Here is a 16,469-nt window from a genome sequence, read left to right on the forward strand (position 1 = left end):
AAGGATGCCCGGATTTTCCGCTTTTTCCGGGCGGCCAGCGAAATGGCACTGAGCTTTCGTCCGTCCGGCTTGCGCTCTCGTTGCCCCCAACTTTGACAAAGCGCCTGCGGGCGCTTTTCTTTTGATTCGTAGCACACTGAATGTTGGGTGTAGGCAATTCCTACGCGTCATCGCGTCACCTGGACTTCCGGGAGATGCGTCTTCGAAACACGCAGATGTCGCTGGCAACGCCACCCCTTGGCCCGTTTCACAGGCCACAGCGAGGATACCGACCGCCATCTCAGGCTCGCTCGCAAGAAATGTGCCTAATGCACAGCGAACGGTGATTTTTCGGTTGACCGCGATGGGGCACCTGCATATGTTCCGCGCACTTCCAGCCGGGCGGACTGCCCAGCCATTGGGAGAGCGTAGCTCAGCCGGTAGAGCAACTGACTTTTAATCAGTAGGTCTCGGGTTCGAACCCCGACGCTCTCACCAACAACAGGTTTCTATGGGACAAGCAAAGCCTTGCCATGCCTCAATGGAGGCCATGCGGATGTTCATCTGCGGGTAAAATGACATTGTCCCTTTGAGCCATTCGTCCGCAGAATCGTTTTGAACTTTGCGCCCATTCTCAATGCGCGGTCGCCTTTCGGCTGGCCAGCAACAGAATGTAGTCATCTGCCGCATCCGCTATGGCCATCGCTACTTCCGCGGGCGCCCACCCTTTTTGCTGCGCATCGCGGATGATCTGATGGAGTGCGGGCTCAACGTCAGCCCGGCAATCGAGCAGGCGTTGATCATGGGCAGTGTCATTGCGAACTGACTGAAGATTGATCATGACTGGAACCCCTCATGTGAAGGGAGTTACCATGACATAGATTGGAGGTTGAGCAAGCAAATGCTTAAGGAATGGTTCTATTTCGTCGGGAATGAGCCTTTTCGATCGCACAAGCGGCTTCGGTAAAACGCTTCGCGGCATAATCACGTAGAAAATCGACCTCGCGCAGCGTGTCGATCCCTCAGACGGGCTCGTCGGCAAACAATGTATGCGGCGCGCATCGAGGTAAGACCAGTTCATATTGGTATTGTTATTAGGTATTTGAAATACGAGAATGTATGACGATTGGTATGCATTTTGACGCGGCGCTCACCACGACCTCACCTGATCGTGCCCTCTATGTTGCGGCCTTATCGTCCAATTCGGGTCCGGCCAGCGCGCTCGTAAAAGGATGAACGTGTTCGGAATGCTCCCTCCTGCCAAAATCGTACTCGACACAGCGTCGAGTGATGTCGATAAAAACGCTCAATGGTTGTGGCTGGCTCCCTTCGGCGTTAATCGCCGATACCGTGTGCCGTTATGACGAACGTGGTCTGGGACCGCTGCGTTGACCCCTGAAGCCTGTCGCGCAGCGAATATTGACGTTGCGCAATCAAGCGGATCGCCTATCTTCTTCATGTGAGGAGAATTGAGTCCGGGTGCCGACATCAGTTTTGTGTCGTCATTTGCCCTGTGGGCTTATCGCAAGGTTATTGATCTACAATACTGTCGTGTATTGCCGCGTTTTGACTAGGTCTCAGTTTCTGCCTCTAGGCTTGATTTCATTGTTTCTCTGGAAGGAAATCATATGGAAGATGCAGGCGTAGGTTGGGTGGCCGCCATCATTATCGGTGGAATTGCCGGATGGCTGGCCGAAAAGTTCATGAACAGCAATATGGGGCTGTTGATGAACATCATTCTCGGCATCGTGGGCGCGATTGTTGCAAATGCCATACTTGCCGGGCTGGGGTTCGGGCTGACCGGATGGCTCGGCTATCTTATCGCCGGCTTTATTGGCGCCTGCCTGCTCATTGCGGTTGGTCGCGTCATCCGCCGTTAGCCGGCCCCATAGCGATAGCCGGGCGCTCCACACGCCCGGCCCGCTGTGCCAGCCGGTCGGTTTATCGACGGCTCATCAATCCGAAAAGATAGGCGACCCCGGCAGTAACGGCGAGCGCGAAGATCGGCTCCTCCCTGACCTTGTCGCGCAGCCGTTCTGTCATGACCGAAGCTTCGTCGGCTACGGCGGTCTTGGCGCCGTGCCCAAGCGCGACAACGCTTTCTGACAGGCGTGCAAGGTCTTCTCGCAATGCGGCGACCTGTGCGGAAAGATCGTCTGCCGCGATCTCCGCCTTCACACGCGCTGTTGCTGACTGGGCGGAGGCGGTTTTCATATCGGCCATGGTCTGCTCCTCTTTTTCCGGATGTTGGTCAACGAATTAGCCCCGGGAAAGGTTCCGGCAACGGGTATCTTTCGCTGCGCAAGGCGCTGATGCATTGCCGGAGATATAGCGCAGATGTTTTCGTGCGATAACCCTTCATTTCCTGCCGGCTTTGTTCTAAGGAACGTCGAATGCTTTGCCCGCGAACGGGCGAATATAATGCGAGGTTTGCGTTTCGATGTTCGATCTACTGAGAAGAGCTGCACACACCTGGGCTGCCAAGCTCCTCATGCTGCTTTTGGTCGCCTCCTTCGGTATCTGGGGTGTGTCACACTCGCTGATGACCGGTGGCAACAGCACTACGGTCGTGAGCGTCGGAGACCAGCACGTAGACGTCAACGAGTTCCGCCTGGCTTACCAGCGGCAGGTCGCAAACCTAAGCCAGCAGTTCGGCATGCGCCTCACGCCGGACCAGGCTCGTGCCTTCGGCGTTGAACAGCAGGTCCTGGCGCAGCTGGTTGCTGGCGCGTCTCTGGATCAGTTGGCGGAAGATATGAATCTTGGCTTGTCGCAGGACCGGCTCGCGCAGCTGATCGGCGACGACCCGGCCTTCAAGGCCGTAAACGGCCAGTTTGATCGTACCCTCTTCACGTCGCGGCTGCGCAATGCGGGCATCCGGGAGGATGACTACATCAAGGAACGCAGCAAGGTTGCCGTCCGCAGCCAGATCGTCGATGCCATCTCAAATGGCTTCACCGCGCCGAAAACGCTTGTCGACGCTCTCAAGGCCTACCGCCAGGAAAGCCGTGGCATCGAGTACCTGCTGTTGACGAATGCCAATATCGAGCCGATCAAGACGCCGGCCGAGGACGTGCTCGCGAAGTGGTTCGAAGGCGCGAAGACACGCTATCGCGCACCCGAATTCCGCAAGATCGCCTTCCTCAAGCTTCAGCCCGAGGACATCGCCGATGCCGGTTCCGTCACGGACGAGCAGATCCGCGAGGACTTCGACAAGCGTAAGGATAGCTATCGTACGCCCGAGACCCGCACGATCGAGCAGCTGACCTTCCAGAACAAGGATCTGGCAAACGCGGCCGAAGCCGCGTTGAAAACAGGCACGACGTTCGACCAGCTGGTGACCGATCAGGGCAAGACTGCTGCTGACGTGTTCCTGGGCGAGTTCTCCAAGGATAAGGTTCCGGATCAGGCCGTCGCCGACGCCGCCTTCGCCGTTGCCAGGAACGGTGGAACGACGGCTGTCGTTGACGGCAGCTTCGGCCCGGTCATCCTCCGTGTCAGCAACATCAAGCCGGAAAGCGTCAAGAGCCTTGACGAGGTGAAGGAAGAGATCCGCAAGCAGCTGGCCATCTCGAACGCTTCGCAGGAGCTCATCAGCGTACACGATCAGATCGAGGATCTGCGCGGTTCCGGCTCTACGCTGGAACAGATTGCCACGCAGCTCAAGCTGAAGGCTGTCGTCATCGATGCGGTCGATGCCACCGGTCTCGACAAGGATGGCAACGAGGTCAAGGATATCCCGGCCAAGCAGCAGGTACTTGGCGCTGCCTTCAGGACGGACGCGGGCGGCGACGCCCCTTCCCTTTCAATCGGCACCGACGGCTATCTCTGGTTTGACGTCCGCGACGTTATGCCTGAGCGGGACCGTCCGCTGAGCGAAGTCCATGACAAGGCGGTTGCTGACTGGACTGCCGAACAGCAGAAGATCGAACTTGCCAAGAAGACCGAGGAACTGAAGCAGCAGGTTCAGAAGGGGACCTCGCTGGCTGACGTCGCTGCGCCGCTTGGCATCACCGTGGAAAGCAAGAGCGGCATAACGCGCGGAACCGACGATGCTGTTCTCGGTCGCGCCGGTGCGAACGCTGCCTTCTCAGGTCCGATCGACACCGTTGCCAATGCCGTTGGCGCTGATCCAACGACGCAAATTCTCCTGAAGGTCACTGAAGTGAATACGGAACCGACAGGCGACGTGCTGAACAATCAGGACCAGCAGATCACAGCAATGGCTAACGCTGCGGGAGATGACATTCTCGATCAGATGGTGAACCTGCTGCAGACGCAGTACGGTGCATCGATCAACCAGCCTCTCGCCGAACAGGCGGCAGTTCGCTAAGGGAAAGATAGTCGCATGACCGATCTGAAGCCGCTTTTGGCAAAGGCCGCAAGCCGCGAGCCGCTGACGCGCGAGGAGGCCCGCGAGGCCTTCGACATTCTGATGTCCGGTCAGGCGACCCCTTCGCAGATCGGTGGCTTCCTGATGGCGTTGCGCGTTCGCGGAGAAACAGTCGACGAGATCGTTGGCGCGGTAACGACAATGCGATCCAAGATGCTGACTGTTGACGCGCCTGATGATGCGATCGATATCGTTGGGACAGGCGGTGACGCCAGTGGGACCTACAATATCTCGACGCTGGCTGCCCTTATCGTCGCCGGCGCCGGCGTTCCCGTGGCCAAGCACGGCAACCGGGCTTTGAGCTCCAAGTCGGGTGCGGCAGACAGCCTCGCGGCCCTCGGCGTCAAGCTTGATGTCACCCCTGAGGTGATTTCCCGGTGTATCCGCGAAGCTGGCGTCGGCTTCATGTTTGCACAGCAGCATCACTCGGCCATGCGCCATGTCGGTCCGTCGCGCGTCGAACTCGGCACGCGCACGATCTTCAACCTGCTTGGCCCCCTCTCCAACCCGGCCGGTGTGCGCCGGCAGCTGCTCGGCGTCTACGCCCCGCAGTGGGTGGTGCCGATTGCAGAGGTCATGCGCGATCTGGGCTCCGAAAGCGTGTGGGTCGTCCACGGCAACGGTCTTGACGAAATCACGACGACGGGAAAGACCAGTGTCGCGGCGCTTGAGGACGGCAAAATCCGCACTTTCGAACTGTCTCCTGCCGATTTCGGTGTCGAACCCTGCCGTCTCGAGGCCATCAAGGGTGGCGATGGTGTGGTCAACGCTGCTGCCCTGCGCGACGTTTTGAGCGGGGCAAAGAACGCCTATCGCGATATTGCGCTCGCCAATGCCGCTGCCTCGCTGGTGATATCTGGCAAGGCCGAGATGCTCAAGGATGGCATGCGGATCGCTGCAGAGTCCCTTGATAGCGGCGCGACCGCCGCAGCACTGGATAAACTCGTCGCCGTGTCGAACGACGTCGACTAGGATAAAGCCATGACCGATATCCTGAAGAAGATCGAACTTTACAAGCGCGAAGAGATCGCGGCCGCCAAGGTTAAAGTGTCGCTGGCCGATCTGAAGGCGATGCAGGCAGATCAAACGGCGCCGCGCGGCTTCTACCGCTCGCTGGTTGCGAAGCGTGATGCAGGCCAGTACGGCCTGATCGCCGAAATCAAGAAAGCCAGCCCGTCAAAGGGATTGATCCGGCCCGATTTCGATCCGCCCTCGTTGGCCAAGGCCTACGAGTTGGGAGGTGCGGCGTGCCTATCGGTGCTGACCGACACGCCAAGCTTCCAGGGGGCGCCGGAGTTTCTTATGGCGGCGCGGGCAGCGTGCTCGCTGCCGGCGCTGCGCAAGGATTTCATGTTCGAGACCTATCAGGTGCACGAAGCCCGTGCCTGGGGCGCTGATTGCATCCTGCTGATCATGGCCTCACTCTCGGACGATGATGCCAAGCGTCTAGAGGACGAAGCCTTTGGGCTTGGTATGGATGTTCTGGTTGAAGTTCACGATGCCGAGGAGATGGAGCGCGCGCTGAAGCTCTCCTCGCCGCTCGTCGGGATCAACAATCGCAATCTGCGGACATTCGAAGTCAGCCTTGATGTCAGCGAGAAGCTGGCGCCAATGGTGCCGGAGGATCGCCTGTTGGTCGGCGAAAGCGGTATCTTCACGAACGCGGACTGCAAGCGTCTTCAGGCGGTCGGCATCAATACCTTCCTGGTCGGCGAGAGCCTCATGCGCAAGGACGACGTTACGTCCGCCACACGCGCACTGCTCTTCGGCGAAGCCGCTCAGGCGGCCGAGTGACATGAGCGGCGGCCAATCCGGTCTCACTCATATCGACGCCTCTGGCGAGGCTCACATGGTCGACGTCGGCGACAAGGCCGAGACCACGAGGATTGCTACGGCCGAAGGCCACGTGCGCATGGCAGCGGCGACGCTCGAACTCATTCGCGCAGGCAATGCGAAAAAAGGCGATGTCATCGGCACGGCGCGGCTTGCGGGCATCATGGCGGCCAAGCAGACCAGCAATCTCATCCCGCTCTGCCATCCGCTGATGCTGACGAAAGTCTCCGTGGACATCACGGAGGATCCGGCCCTTCCCGGCCTTCGCATCGTTGCAACGGCGAAGCTGACGGGCAAAACCGGCGTGGAAATGGAAGCCCTGACCGCCGTTTCCGTCGCGTGCCTGACGATCTACGACATGGCAAAGGCTGCGGACAAGGCCATGGAAATCGGCGGCATCAGGCTGCTTGAAAAATCTGGCGGCAAGTCCGGAGACTTTCGCCATCCGGAGTACGGAAAATGAGCATGCTCCCGGTGACCGAGGCGCAGGATCGCTTGCTGTCGCGCGCAAAGCCGGTTCAGGCAAGCGAAATCGTTTCTTTGCGGGAGGCCGACGGTCGTGTGCTCGCCGCTGATCTCGAAGCCAAGCTCACGCAGCCGCCTTTCGACGCGTCCGCCATGGACGGATACGCGCTGCGTGGTGACGATGCCCCCAATCCGGGCGCGGAGCTAAGGCTCATCGGCATGTCGTCAGCCGGTCACGGCTTTGATGGCGTCGTCGGCAAGGGGGACACAGTCCGGATATTCACCGGGGCTCCGGTGCCGCAAGGCGCCGATAGCGTGCTGCTTCAGGAAGACGCGGAGAAAATCGAGGGCGGAATCCGTACGACGTTTCCGGTTCGTCTTGGCCAGCATGTCCGACCGCGTGGTCAGGACTTTCTGGAAGGCGAAGTGGTGCTGAAGGCGGGAACAGCACTGGACTTCTCCCGCCTTACCGTGGCGGCTGGAATGAACCATGCGACGCTGGAGGTCCGGCGCAAGCCCGTGGTCGCATTACTCGCCACCGGCGATGAATTGTTGCCGCCGGGTAGCTCACCTGCACCCGCGCAGATCATTGCCTCAAGCACTTTTGGCATTGCAGCGCTGGCGCGCAAGGCCGGTGCCGACGTTCTGGATCTTGGGATCGTTCCTGATGAGAAGTCTGCGATCTCAGCTGCCGTCGAGCGCGCTCGGCAAGCCGATGTCGATGTCATCGTGACGCTCGGTGGGGCGTCGGTGGGAGACCACGACCTTGTGCAGTCGACGCTGCTCGCATCGGGCATGACGCTCGACTTCTGGCGCATCGCAATGCGCCCGGGCAAGCCGTTGATGGTCGGCAGCCTGGGTGAGACGCATGTTCTTGGGCTGCCCGGCAACCCCGTTTCGAGCCTTGTCTGTGGATTGCTTTTCCTGGAGCCGTTGATTCGCAAGCTCGCCTCGCTGCCACCAGTGAGGCGCGAGGCAACCGTAGAGTCCGCGACGACGCTTCGCGCCAACGACCAGCGGCAGGACTATATGCGAGCGACGCTTTCGCTGTCACCGTCCGGTGCCATGGCTGCAAAGCCCTTTGGCAAGCAGGACTCGTCGATGATGAAGGTATTCGCGCAGGCTGATTGTCTGATCGTCCGGCCACCGCAGGCGCCTGAACTGCAAGCGGGGAGCCCCTGCCCTGTGATGCTGCTGCGGCCCGATCTTAGGCTTTGAACAGCTCGGTCAGCCTGTCCATTGTCCGGGCGATGCAACTATGGAGGATCGAGATGGGGGAGCAAGCCGTTCGAGGCACGCAGGCGATGCTGTCGGGTATGACGCCCAGCCTTGCCGATGACGAGTTCGTATTTTGTACGACCACGGATGAGGCTATGGCCCGACGCGTCGCGCCCGATGCGCTAGGCTGGTTTCGTGAGCGCGAAGGAACCTCGCTGATTCTTCCTAAAAGTCAGGCAGCGGAACTGGGTTTCAACTGCGATGTGCCGATGCGCCGGATTGTTCTCCAGGTTTTCTCGTCGCTGGAGGGGGTGGGATTGACGGCCGCGGTTTCCGCTGCGCTTGCAGCGCATTCAATCCCTTGCAACATGGTCGCCGCTTATCATCACGACCATGTCTTTGTTCCGGCCTCGATGGCGGAGGCAGCGCTGGAGATTCTGCGGCAGCTGCAGGAAGCGTCGTCCTCCTGAGCCTTTGCTCTCCTTATGCCTCCAGGGTGAATACGCCGCCAGTGACCGACTGCGCTCCCCCGTCGCCAAAATCTGGCACGGCATATTCGGCGATTAGCCGCAGGGACGCGAGCGGGAGCGATCGCCTGCGTGGATCGCCGATCAGAACTTCGACGCCGGCGCTCAGGCAAGCGGCTAGGAACGGCAGAACCCTGCCCGCAAGCTCGGCATCGTAGAAAACGTCGCCAGCAAGAATGATGTCAACATTTGGTGCTCGGTCGCCGGAGAGAATGTCGGTCTCGAGTACTTCAATCGTGACATTGTTCGCTGCGGCATTGAGGTCGATCGCGGCAATCGCGTTTGCGTCGATCTCGGTAGCAATTACGCTGGACGCGCCGCATTTGCGGGCCGCGATGCCGACGATCCCCGACCCCGCGCCAAGATCGAGGACGCGACGACCACGAACAATGTCAGGATCCCTGAAAAGATGCTTGGCAAGCAGGATTCCGCCGGCCCAGCTATAGGCCCAATAGGGTGGCAGGTCTTCTGGAGCATCGGTTCGAAGACGCGCCAAGCCGCTCCCGGGATGTGCCGTATAAAGACGTATCTCCGGGACGCCAGGCGCTGGTCTGAGATGCAGGTTTTCGGCAATGAATGTACGGACATCCACCGGAACGAGGCTCCCGAGGCTTTCCTTGCGACTACGCCGTCCCGCCATTCCCTTCTACGCCGCCAACGATCAATAGTTTTTCATCGCCAGATGCGGCATTCCGCCATCCGGAAATTCGTCCCCGATGGCGACGAAGCCGAAGCGCTCGTAGAGCGCTACCTTGTCACTTTGTGCCGTTAGATAGAAACGGTTTTGCCGGGCCGATCGATGTTCGTTCATAGCGAACGTCAACATTGCGCTGGCGACACCACGTCCGCGCCATGCTTCGCCGACTGCAACGCGGCCGATCTTGACATGGTGCTCGTCATGAATGACCCGGAGCGTCCCCGAAACCTCGCCGTCGGTTATCGCGACGACATGATGTGCGGCGAGGTCAAAAGCATCGAACTCTTCATCACCAGGTACGTTCTGTTCGACGACAAAGACGGCGCGCCGGAGCTTGAACGCTTCGTTGCAAAGAGTGCTGAAAACAGGGGCCGCCAAAACGATCGTATCTGCCATAGTCCTCTCCGCGATATCCGCCGGCGATGCTCACTGCCGCGCCGGCGCGATGGTTTAGCTCTTCTTTTTCGAGAACTTGGCCTTCGGGCCACCGTTGCCTTTGCCCTCGAACTTAGGCTTGTCCGGTTTCTTTCCCCAAGGCTTCGCATCGCGACGGTCGTCGCGTTCGCCCTCACTGCGGGCTTCCTTACGGAACTTATCCTTCGGGCGTTCGTCATTGAATTCCCGACGCTCGCCAAAAGTCTTCTTGCCAGCATATGGCTTGGAAGTGGCGGGCCTGCTGAAATCAGGCGTGCCGTTTAGGGGCGTGACGCGGATTCCGCGTTCCATCGTCTTGTTCGCACCGATTGATTGCAGGAACGCGTCGGCGCTTTCGGCTGAAATCTCGACATAGGTCTCTTCTGGCTGCATCTTGATCGCGCCGATTTCCCGCTTTGTCAGATTGCCGTTTCGGCAGAGCATCGGGATCAGCCAGCGTGGTTCGGCGTTCTGCTTCCGTCCGACGGAGAGCGAAAACCAGACGCTCGGCCCAAACTCATCCCGCGGACCTTTCTGATACGGTTCGCGTGGTCCGTCGGGTTGGTCGCGCCGCTTGCGACTACGGTCGTCCTGGATCGAGATCTCGATGAGGTCCTCGGGCGCCGACTGGTTGGAACGGTAAAGGTTGACGAAGGCCGCCGCTAGCTTTTCGGCGCCATGCGTATCAAGAAGCCGCTTGACCAGATCCTGGGCTTCCTCACTCGCGGCTTCCTCGAAGATGGGGTCGGCAAGCAGGCGGGCTTCGTCGCGCTCCGAGACCTCTTCCGCTGATGGCGGGCGAGCCCATGCGGCCGAGATGCCGGCATTGTCGAGAAGACGTTCAGCCTTGCGGCGAACGTTCAGCGGCACGATCAGTGCACTGACGCCCTTGCGCCCGGCGCGACCGGTGCGGCCACTGCGGTGAAGGAGTGTCTCGGGATTTGTAGGCAGGTCGGCGTGAATGACGAGCTCGAGGCCCGGAAGATCGATACCGCGCGCTGCAACATCGGTCGCGATGCAGACACGAGCACGTCCGTCACGCATCGCCTGCAGCGCGTGGCTGCGTTCGTTCTGCGTCAGTTCGCCAGACAAGGCGACGACGCTGAAGTTGCGATTGTGAAAGCGAGCAGTCAGATGGTTGACTGCGGCTCGTGTCGAACAGAACACGATGGCATTCGTTGCTTCGTAGTAGCGCAGAACATTGATGATCGCGTTTTCGCGGTCGCTTGGCGACACCATCAGAGCCCGGTACTCGATGTCCCCGTGCTGCTTTTCTTCGGTTGCGGTCGCGATCCGCACCGCGTTCTTCTGATAGCTTTTTGCCAGCTTGGCGATAGCTGCCGGAACCGTCGCGGAAAACATAAGCGTCCGACGGTCGTCCGGCGAAGAATCCAGAATGAACTCGAGATCCTCGCGGAATCCTAGGTCCAGCATTTCATCGGCTTCGTCGAGCACAACGGCCTTAAGCGAGGATATGTCCAGCGCACGACGGCGGATATGATCGCAAAGGCGACCAGGCGTCCCGACGACGATATGGGCGCCACGTTCCAGCGCACGGCGCTCGCTGCGGATGTCCATGCCGCCGACGCAGCTGACGATGAGCGCGCCGGTCGCCTCGTAGAGCCATTCGAGTTCGCGCTTGACCTGAAGTGCCAACTCTCGCGTCGGTGCGATCACGAGGGCGAGCGGTTCGGCTGCGGGCCCAAAACGATCCGCGTTCTCGAGCAACGTCGGCGCGAGCGCCAGACCGAAGGCGACGGTCTTTCCGGAGCCTGTCTTGGCTGAAACAAGAGCGTCCGACGCGGCAAGCGCCGGGTCGAGCATGGACTGTTGGACCGGCGTCAGCTCGGTATAGCCGCGCTTGACCAATGCCTTGGCGATCGCCGGAACGACGCCGCTAAAATCTGTCATGTTGTCTATCTTTCGGAAGTCTCACGCGCATGCTGCGCCCTGGCCGGCAGCGGCCAGCAGAGAAGTTGGCCGTTCCTACTCGGTCAGGCGGCAAATGTCAAAGCGCATATCCTCGCCAGAGCCACACGTCGATGCCTTCGCTCCTCCCGCGAAGCTGTGTTTGCGTGGGGCCTTCGAGGCGGCCAGAACGAAGCGGCGCGCTGTCTGCGCCTGCCGCGCTCATAAGTGCCGCGCTTAGTGCCAACTCCACATCGCGCTTGGCGGCAACCTCCATGAGGCGACTCGCGACATTCACAGTGTCGCCCGTTGCAGTGATTTGTTGCCGGTTTCCGGTGCCGAGCCGCGAAGCAACAACCGGACCGCAATGAGCGCCCACCTTGAAGCCGATCTTGCTTGCGCTCAATGCCGGATGGGCTGCTAGCCAGAGCCTCATCCGATCGCACAGCCGAACGGCACAGGCTGCGGCCCGCGCCGCGTCATCCTCGCTAGGTTTCGGCAGACCGAAGAGGATCATCGCGCCATCGCCCATAAAGCTGGTAATCGCGCCGCCGTGCGAGCGAGCCTCCTCCTCGATCAGCTCGAAGAACTCACTCAGGATCTCTCGCACATTTGTCGCGCCGATTGCTTCGCTCAGACCAGTGAAACCGGAAAGGTCAATGAAAACCACGGCAGCGTCCTGCCGAACCGGTTCGGCGAGAAAGTTCGCATCGCGGGCCAGCCATTCCCCCAGTCCAGGCGCTTCGATTCGCTGGAGAAGGTCGCTCTGCGCCGCGAATTGTGCGGCTTGGCGCCTGTCGATCCAGATCTCGGCGGCGCCGAAGAGCAGTACGGGCGGCAGCGTTGCCGCGATTGGCAGTGCCGCACTGAACCAGTACCCATGTGCGAAAGCGACAATGTTCAGGGCGGCCCATGCCAGGGCCACGGAGGCGATGACCGCGTAGCCGATGGCGCTGCGCCGCCACGCAAGCAGGCTGATGAGGAGCAGCGGCAGAGCCACGGCTACCAGCGAATCGAGCAAGCGCACGTTGCGGTCCCTCACGAGACTGTCGCCCGCGATCAGATGTGTGGCCGCCGTCGCCATGACCTCAACGCCCGGCAGAACCGGATCGAACGGCGTCGGGAAAACGTCGCCGCCACCGGTGACCGTAGAGCCGATCACGACAATCCTGTCTTCAACGGCCTTGGCGGGGAGCTTGCCTGTCAGGGCATCCGCCGCGCTGAACGTCGGGATGCTGCCACGCGGGCCATAAAAGGTAATCGGCAATCGCTGGCCGCTGTCGGTTGGCAGATGCCGGTCGCCAAGAGCAAGTGCGCCGGGCGAAAACGCCGGATTGATGCCCAGCGCAAGCGACGCGACCCGCAACGGAAATGCCGGATCGACGCGGCCTGCCCCTCGCGAGATCAGCGGAATGAAGCGCGGCGTGCCGGTTTCATCTGTCGCGACGTTGACTACGCCGATCGCTGCGACATCGGAAAAGCGGGCCTGAGGGAGCAACATCTGGCTCGCTGTGGGTATGTCGGCCAGTGGATCGTTGGCGTCGTGTTCCACGACCTGCGTATCGGTCGGGAAGACACCGGCGGCCGCGATGACGCTTGGGGTGTGCTGGAGCGCCGCCACGAGTGCGGCATCGCCCTCCTCCGGCCCGGGATCAACCAGCAAGAGATCCAGCGCTATGACCTTCGGCTTCATGGCGCTGACGGCAGCGACCACGCGCGCTAGCGTCGCACGATTCAGCGGGTAGCCGTTGCCGGCTGCCGTCTGGTCGTCGATCGCAACAATGGTGGTGACAGGTGGTGGCTCCCTGGCACCGATGACCGTGCTCCGCAGGTCGGTCAAAGAGGATTCGAGCCGGTCGAGAAAGCCGACGCTTCCCGAAAGGTGCATGTAGCCAAGAACGCCGCCCCAAAGTGCGGAGAGCAACAGCGAGATCGTTATCAGGAGCCGTTTGGCCTGCATTGGCGCTATTGGCCAAGTCGGGCAAGCAGGGCGGCCGCGCGCGCAGGTGGCCACCGGCGGACCGTGAGCGGTCCACTGCCCCGCGTGACGTCGACGCCCTCGCCCACGTTCAATACAACGCGCCCTCCTGCCGAAGGACGACCGACGGCGACGCTCCCGCGCACAACGAAGACGGACGTTGTGCCATTCTTGACATCGACAGCCCAGCGCGTACCACGCACGGCGGCTATCGCTTGTGGCGTAATGACCTGGAAGCCGTCCGGACGCCGAGCGCGGTCTACGTCCACGAGGACGGCTTTGTTTCGCAAGGAAACGGCGTCTGGCCGACCGTCTCGGTTTCGATCGACGAGGTTGAAACGCGCCCCGCCTTCGGCGGTTATCGTGACGCCATCCGCACAGCGCATGATTTGCCGCGAAGTGCCCGCCACACGCTCCATGGTGCATCCGCCGGCCTGTGCCAATGCGCCATCCGGCGCGAACAGCCAGGCAGCGCCAGCCAACGCGACCAACGCCAAAAGCACTCTCGAGTTTACCAGCATATCCGTCCCTACCTGTACTACGCGATCGGACACCTTTGCGTACCGCGGCCATCATAGTCCGATTGCTGCAGCACGCGGGTCAAAACGTCAACGGCTTTCCGGTGTAGTCGTCTGTTTGCCGGGTGCTTCGACTGGCGGGCCGACGTAGCGTGCCCTCGGGCGGATCAAATGGCCGCTTTCGACCTGTTCGATGGCATGCGCGAGCCAGCCGACTGATCGCGCGAGCGCGAAGATCACAAGCGGTGCATCGTGGGGAAGATCAAAGACGGCTGACATGGCGGCGAGCGCGAAATCTATGTTGACGTATTCTCCAATCATCTCCTGCCCCACAGTAGCCAGTTCGGCATAGCTCGATGGCAACGAGAATTGTGACATCAGCGCAGTCGCCCTGACATCGCCATCAGGATACAGAGGGTGACCGAAAGCCGGGAGAGCTCTTCCTTGCGCAAGGGCCTGCCGAATGGCCGCGTCCGCGCCAGCTGCATCCACGTCCTCGATCAAAGAGACGACGCCCCGCCAAGCACCGCCGTGGAGCGGTCCCGTCAAGGTCGAGAGGCCCGAAAGCGCGGTAGCCGATAGTGTCGCACCTGAAGAGGCTGCCACGCGCGCAGCGAACGTTGACGCGTTGAGTTCATGATCTGCAAGAAGCACAAGCGAGCGCCTTATGCAGTCGGCGGCCTCGGGCCTGCGCCAACTCGTGGCGAGCCGCAGATGTAATGGCGAAGCAGTCGTATCTGGTGCCAAGGCTGCAGCCACCGTCGACAAGATGCTTTGCGCTTCCGCTATCAGCACCTTCGACGACCGGCCGAGTGTCGGCAGATCGCGGGTAACTCGCTGTGCCAATGCCACAAACGCTCGCTCCAGGGAGGGTGACGTGTCGAGATCTGCATCTGCCGCTATTGTGATTGGCAGGCAATTCCAAAGAAAGCTCGCGGTTTCTTCCAGCGTCGCTTGCTCCGCCCAGGCAGCCGCATCGCGGCCGCGATAGTAGAGGCGGCCATCCCGAATAGTGGAAATGGCGGACGGCAACACTGGGTCGCCCCATTGAATAGCGTCGGCGGCGACCACCTCGGTCTTGCGTCGGCCTGCATGCCGCTCAGCCAGCCGCATGACATCTGCCGCGCTGTAGAGACTGCGTCGCGGGTCAGTGACATCGGGTTTGGCTCGGATACGGCCGCGGCTCACATTGGCATAAAGCGTCTGCGGCTTGGTGCCGAGTTTCTCAAGCGCCTGCTCGGCGGTCAGCCATGACATCTTGTCCTCTTACATTGATCAATTGCGTCAAGATTGACGTCAATAAATCTAAGCCCGATCCTGCCGTGCGTAAAGGAGAACTACCATGAAGAACGGTTTGGAAGATGTCATCGCAGCTGAAACGCAGCTCTCCGACGTGGACGGCGAAGCGGGCCGCCTGATCATTCGCGGCGTTTCGCTCGATCATCTTGTGTCTACGGCGACCTACGAGAGCGTTGCAGCCCTGTTGCTGGAGGGATTGATGGAGCGCCATTTTGAGCCCACTGAACTGACCAGGTTATTGGGAGAAATGCGTGTGCGCTTGTTCGCCCATGTGGCTTCGCTTGGTCCGGAGTTGCTGGCCTTGCCGCCGGTTGACGCGATGCGCGCTCTCATTGCCCGCCTGCCGGATGGCGAGGACTTCGAGGCGGCGCTTCGGTTGCTTGCTGCGCCGGCGGTTTTCCTGCCGGCAATACTTCGTCTGCAGGCGCGCAAGGAGCCAGTGGCGCCGGCCGGTTCTCTGTCGCAGGCCGCAGACATCCTGTGGATGCTCACCGGCCAGTTGCCAAGTGCGGAGCAAACGGCCGCACTCAACGCCTATCTTGTGACGATATCCGACCATGGTCTCAACGCCTCGACCTTCGCCTCGCGTGTTATCGCCTCGACGCGTGCTGGCCTGACGTCATCCGTGCTCGCGGCACTGAGTGCCCTCAAGGGGCCATTGCACGGCGGCGCACCCGGCCCTGTTCTCGATATGCTCGACGCGATCGGGAACAGCGAGAACGCACGGGACTGGCTTACCCGGGCGCTCGATCACGGTGAACGTCTCATGGGTTTCGGCCATCGGATCTACCGCGTGCGTGATCCGCGTGCCGATGCCCTAAAGCGAGCTCTGCGGCCGCTGGTTTCTGCCGGTCAGGTCGATCACCGGCGCATCGCGCTTGCCGAAGCCGTCGAAGAGGCTGCGCTTGCCATCCTCAGGCAGCGCAAGCCCGGTCGAGCGCTAGACGTCAATGTCGAGTTCTACACGGCGCTGCTGCTCGATGCGCTGGGCTTTCCGCGCGAGTCTTTTACCGGCGTTTTCGCGATCGGTCGAACCGTGGGCTGGATTGCGCATGCCCGCGAGCAGAGCCTGGAAGGTCGGCTGATTCGTCCTCGCTCCGTCTATGTCGGGCCATTGCCGCAAGCGGCATGACGATCGCCAACGAAGCAGCCCGGTCACCAAGGTCGGGCTGTTGTCTCAATGTCTTCCGAAGTTGGATAGATCAAAAAAACGAAACATAAATAAACATTTAGCGAATAT

The 16,469-nt window shown here is 60.8% G+C and carries 16 protein-coding genes and 1 tRNA gene; 9 read left to right on the plus strand and 8 right to left on the minus strand.

Annotated features, from left to right (window positions below; translation table 11 throughout):
- The first annotated feature begins 401 nt into the window (after window positions 1–401).
- A tRNA-Lys gene (locus tag JNB88_RS14820) sits at window positions 402–477 on the plus strand.
- A gap of 136 nt (window positions 478–613) precedes the next feature.
- Here the strand turns inward: JNB88_RS14820 and JNB88_RS14825 are convergent.
- Window positions 614–820 carry a hypothetical protein gene (locus tag JNB88_RS14825; protein WP_081930701.1) on the minus strand — a complete coding sequence of 69 codons (207 nt, stop codon included), beginning with the start codon at window positions 818–820 and terminating at the stop codon, window positions 614–616.
- 787 nt (window positions 821–1,607) lie between these two features.
- Between JNB88_RS14825 and JNB88_RS14830 the strand changes: the two genes are divergently transcribed.
- Window positions 1,608–1,859 carry a GlsB/YeaQ/YmgE family stress response membrane protein gene (locus tag JNB88_RS14830; protein ID WP_220356126.1) on the plus strand — a complete coding sequence of 84 codons (252 nt, stop codon included), beginning with the start codon at window positions 1,608–1,610 and terminating at the stop codon, window positions 1,857–1,859.
- Between the two features lie 61 nt (window positions 1,860–1,920).
- Here the strand turns inward: JNB88_RS14830 and JNB88_RS14835 are convergent, their stop codons facing one another.
- Entirely contained in the window at window positions 1,921–2,202 is a 282-nt protein-coding gene (locus JNB88_RS14835) for a hypothetical protein (RefSeq protein WP_007793703.1), read from the minus strand.
- Window positions 2,203–2,419: 217 nt separating this feature from the next.
- Between JNB88_RS14835 and JNB88_RS14840 the strand changes: the two genes are divergently transcribed.
- From JNB88_RS14840 to JNB88_RS14865, 6 genes are read left to right on the plus strand one after another with little or no spacing between them, the layout of a single operon-like run.
- The gene (locus JNB88_RS14840) at window positions 2,420–4,312 is read left to right on the plus strand and encodes a peptidylprolyl isomerase (protein ID WP_220356127.1); all 1,893 of its coding nucleotides are present in this window, start codon (window positions 2,420–2,422) and stop codon (window positions 4,310–4,312) included.
- A 15-nt stretch (window positions 4,313–4,327) separates the two neighbouring features.
- Window positions 4,328–5,344, plus strand: coding sequence for an anthranilate phosphoribosyltransferase (gene trpD, locus JNB88_RS14845; protein ID WP_037127950.1), 1,017 nt, complete (start codon window positions 4,328–4,330; stop codon window positions 5,342–5,344).
- A gap of 9 nt (window positions 5,345–5,353) precedes the next feature.
- Window positions 5,354–6,166: an indole-3-glycerol phosphate synthase TrpC gene (gene trpC / locus JNB88_RS14850; RefSeq protein WP_220356128.1), complete on the plus strand. Its 813-nt coding sequence runs from the start codon at window positions 5,354–5,356 to the stop codon at window positions 6,164–6,166.
- A 1-nt stretch (window position 6,167) separates the two neighbouring features.
- Entirely contained in the window at window positions 6,168–6,668 is a 501-nt protein-coding gene (moaC, locus tag JNB88_RS14855; protein WP_037127954.1) for a cyclic pyranopterin monophosphate synthase MoaC, read from the plus strand.
- The gene (locus tag JNB88_RS14860) at window positions 6,665–7,888 is read left to right on the plus strand and encodes a molybdopterin molybdotransferase MoeA (RefSeq protein ID WP_220356129.1); all 1,224 of its coding nucleotides are present in this window, start codon (window positions 6,665–6,667) and stop codon (window positions 7,886–7,888) included. The genes moaC and JNB88_RS14860 overlap by 4 nt, the downstream gene beginning before the upstream one ends.
- 53 nt (window positions 7,889–7,941) lie before the next feature.
- Window positions 7,942–8,358, plus strand: a complete 417-nt coding sequence (locus JNB88_RS14865; RefSeq protein WP_220356130.1) for an ACT domain-containing protein — start codon at window positions 7,942–7,944, stop codon at window positions 8,356–8,358.
- Window positions 8,359–8,371: 13 nt separating this feature from the next.
- Here JNB88_RS14865 and JNB88_RS14870 read toward each other — a convergent pair whose 3' ends face one another.
- From JNB88_RS14870 to JNB88_RS14895, 6 genes are all read right to left on the minus strand, one after another.
- The gene (locus tag JNB88_RS14870; RefSeq protein ID WP_220356131.1) at window positions 8,372–9,055 is read right to left on the minus strand and encodes a class I SAM-dependent methyltransferase; all 684 of its coding nucleotides are present in this window, start codon (window positions 9,053–9,055) and stop codon (window positions 8,372–8,374) included.
- A 21-nt stretch (window positions 9,056–9,076) separates the two neighbouring features.
- A complete protein-coding gene (locus JNB88_RS14875) occupies window positions 9,077–9,508 on the minus strand; it encodes a GNAT family N-acetyltransferase (RefSeq protein ID WP_220356132.1) in 432 nt (143 codons plus the stop codon).
- A 54-nt stretch (window positions 9,509–9,562) separates the two neighbouring features.
- Window positions 9,563–11,437 carry a DEAD/DEAH box helicase gene (locus tag JNB88_RS14880; protein WP_220356133.1) on the minus strand — a complete coding sequence of 625 codons (1,875 nt, stop codon included), beginning with the start codon at window positions 11,435–11,437 and terminating at the stop codon, window positions 9,563–9,565.
- 97 nt (window positions 11,438–11,534) lie between these two features.
- Window positions 11,535–13,394, minus strand: coding sequence for a CHASE2 domain-containing protein (locus JNB88_RS14885; RefSeq protein ID WP_220356134.1), 1,860 nt, complete (start codon window positions 13,392–13,394; stop codon window positions 11,535–11,537).
- A gap of 5 nt (window positions 13,395–13,399) precedes the next feature.
- A complete protein-coding gene (locus tag JNB88_RS14890) occupies window positions 13,400–13,933 on the minus strand; it encodes a FecR domain-containing protein (protein WP_220356135.1) in 534 nt (177 codons plus the stop codon).
- 87 nt (window positions 13,934–14,020) lie between these two features.
- On the minus strand, window positions 14,021–15,187 hold the full coding sequence (locus JNB88_RS14895; protein ID WP_220356136.1) for a citrate/2-methylcitrate synthase: 1,167 nt from the start codon (window positions 15,185–15,187) through the stop codon (window positions 14,021–14,023).
- A gap of 85 nt (window positions 15,188–15,272) precedes the next feature.
- Here JNB88_RS14895 and JNB88_RS14900 point away from each other — a divergent pair, with 85 nt between their 5' ends.
- The gene (locus JNB88_RS14900) at window positions 15,273–16,361 is read left to right on the plus strand and encodes a citrate synthase/methylcitrate synthase (protein WP_220356137.1); all 1,089 of its coding nucleotides are present in this window, start codon (window positions 15,273–15,275) and stop codon (window positions 16,359–16,361) included.
- The last annotated feature ends 108 nt before the right edge of the window (window positions 16,362–16,469 follow it).

This window comes from Rhizobium cauense (assembly GCF_019511525.1).
GTDB lineage: Bacteria > Pseudomonadota > Alphaproteobacteria > Rhizobiales > Rhizobiaceae > Rhizobium > Rhizobium cauense.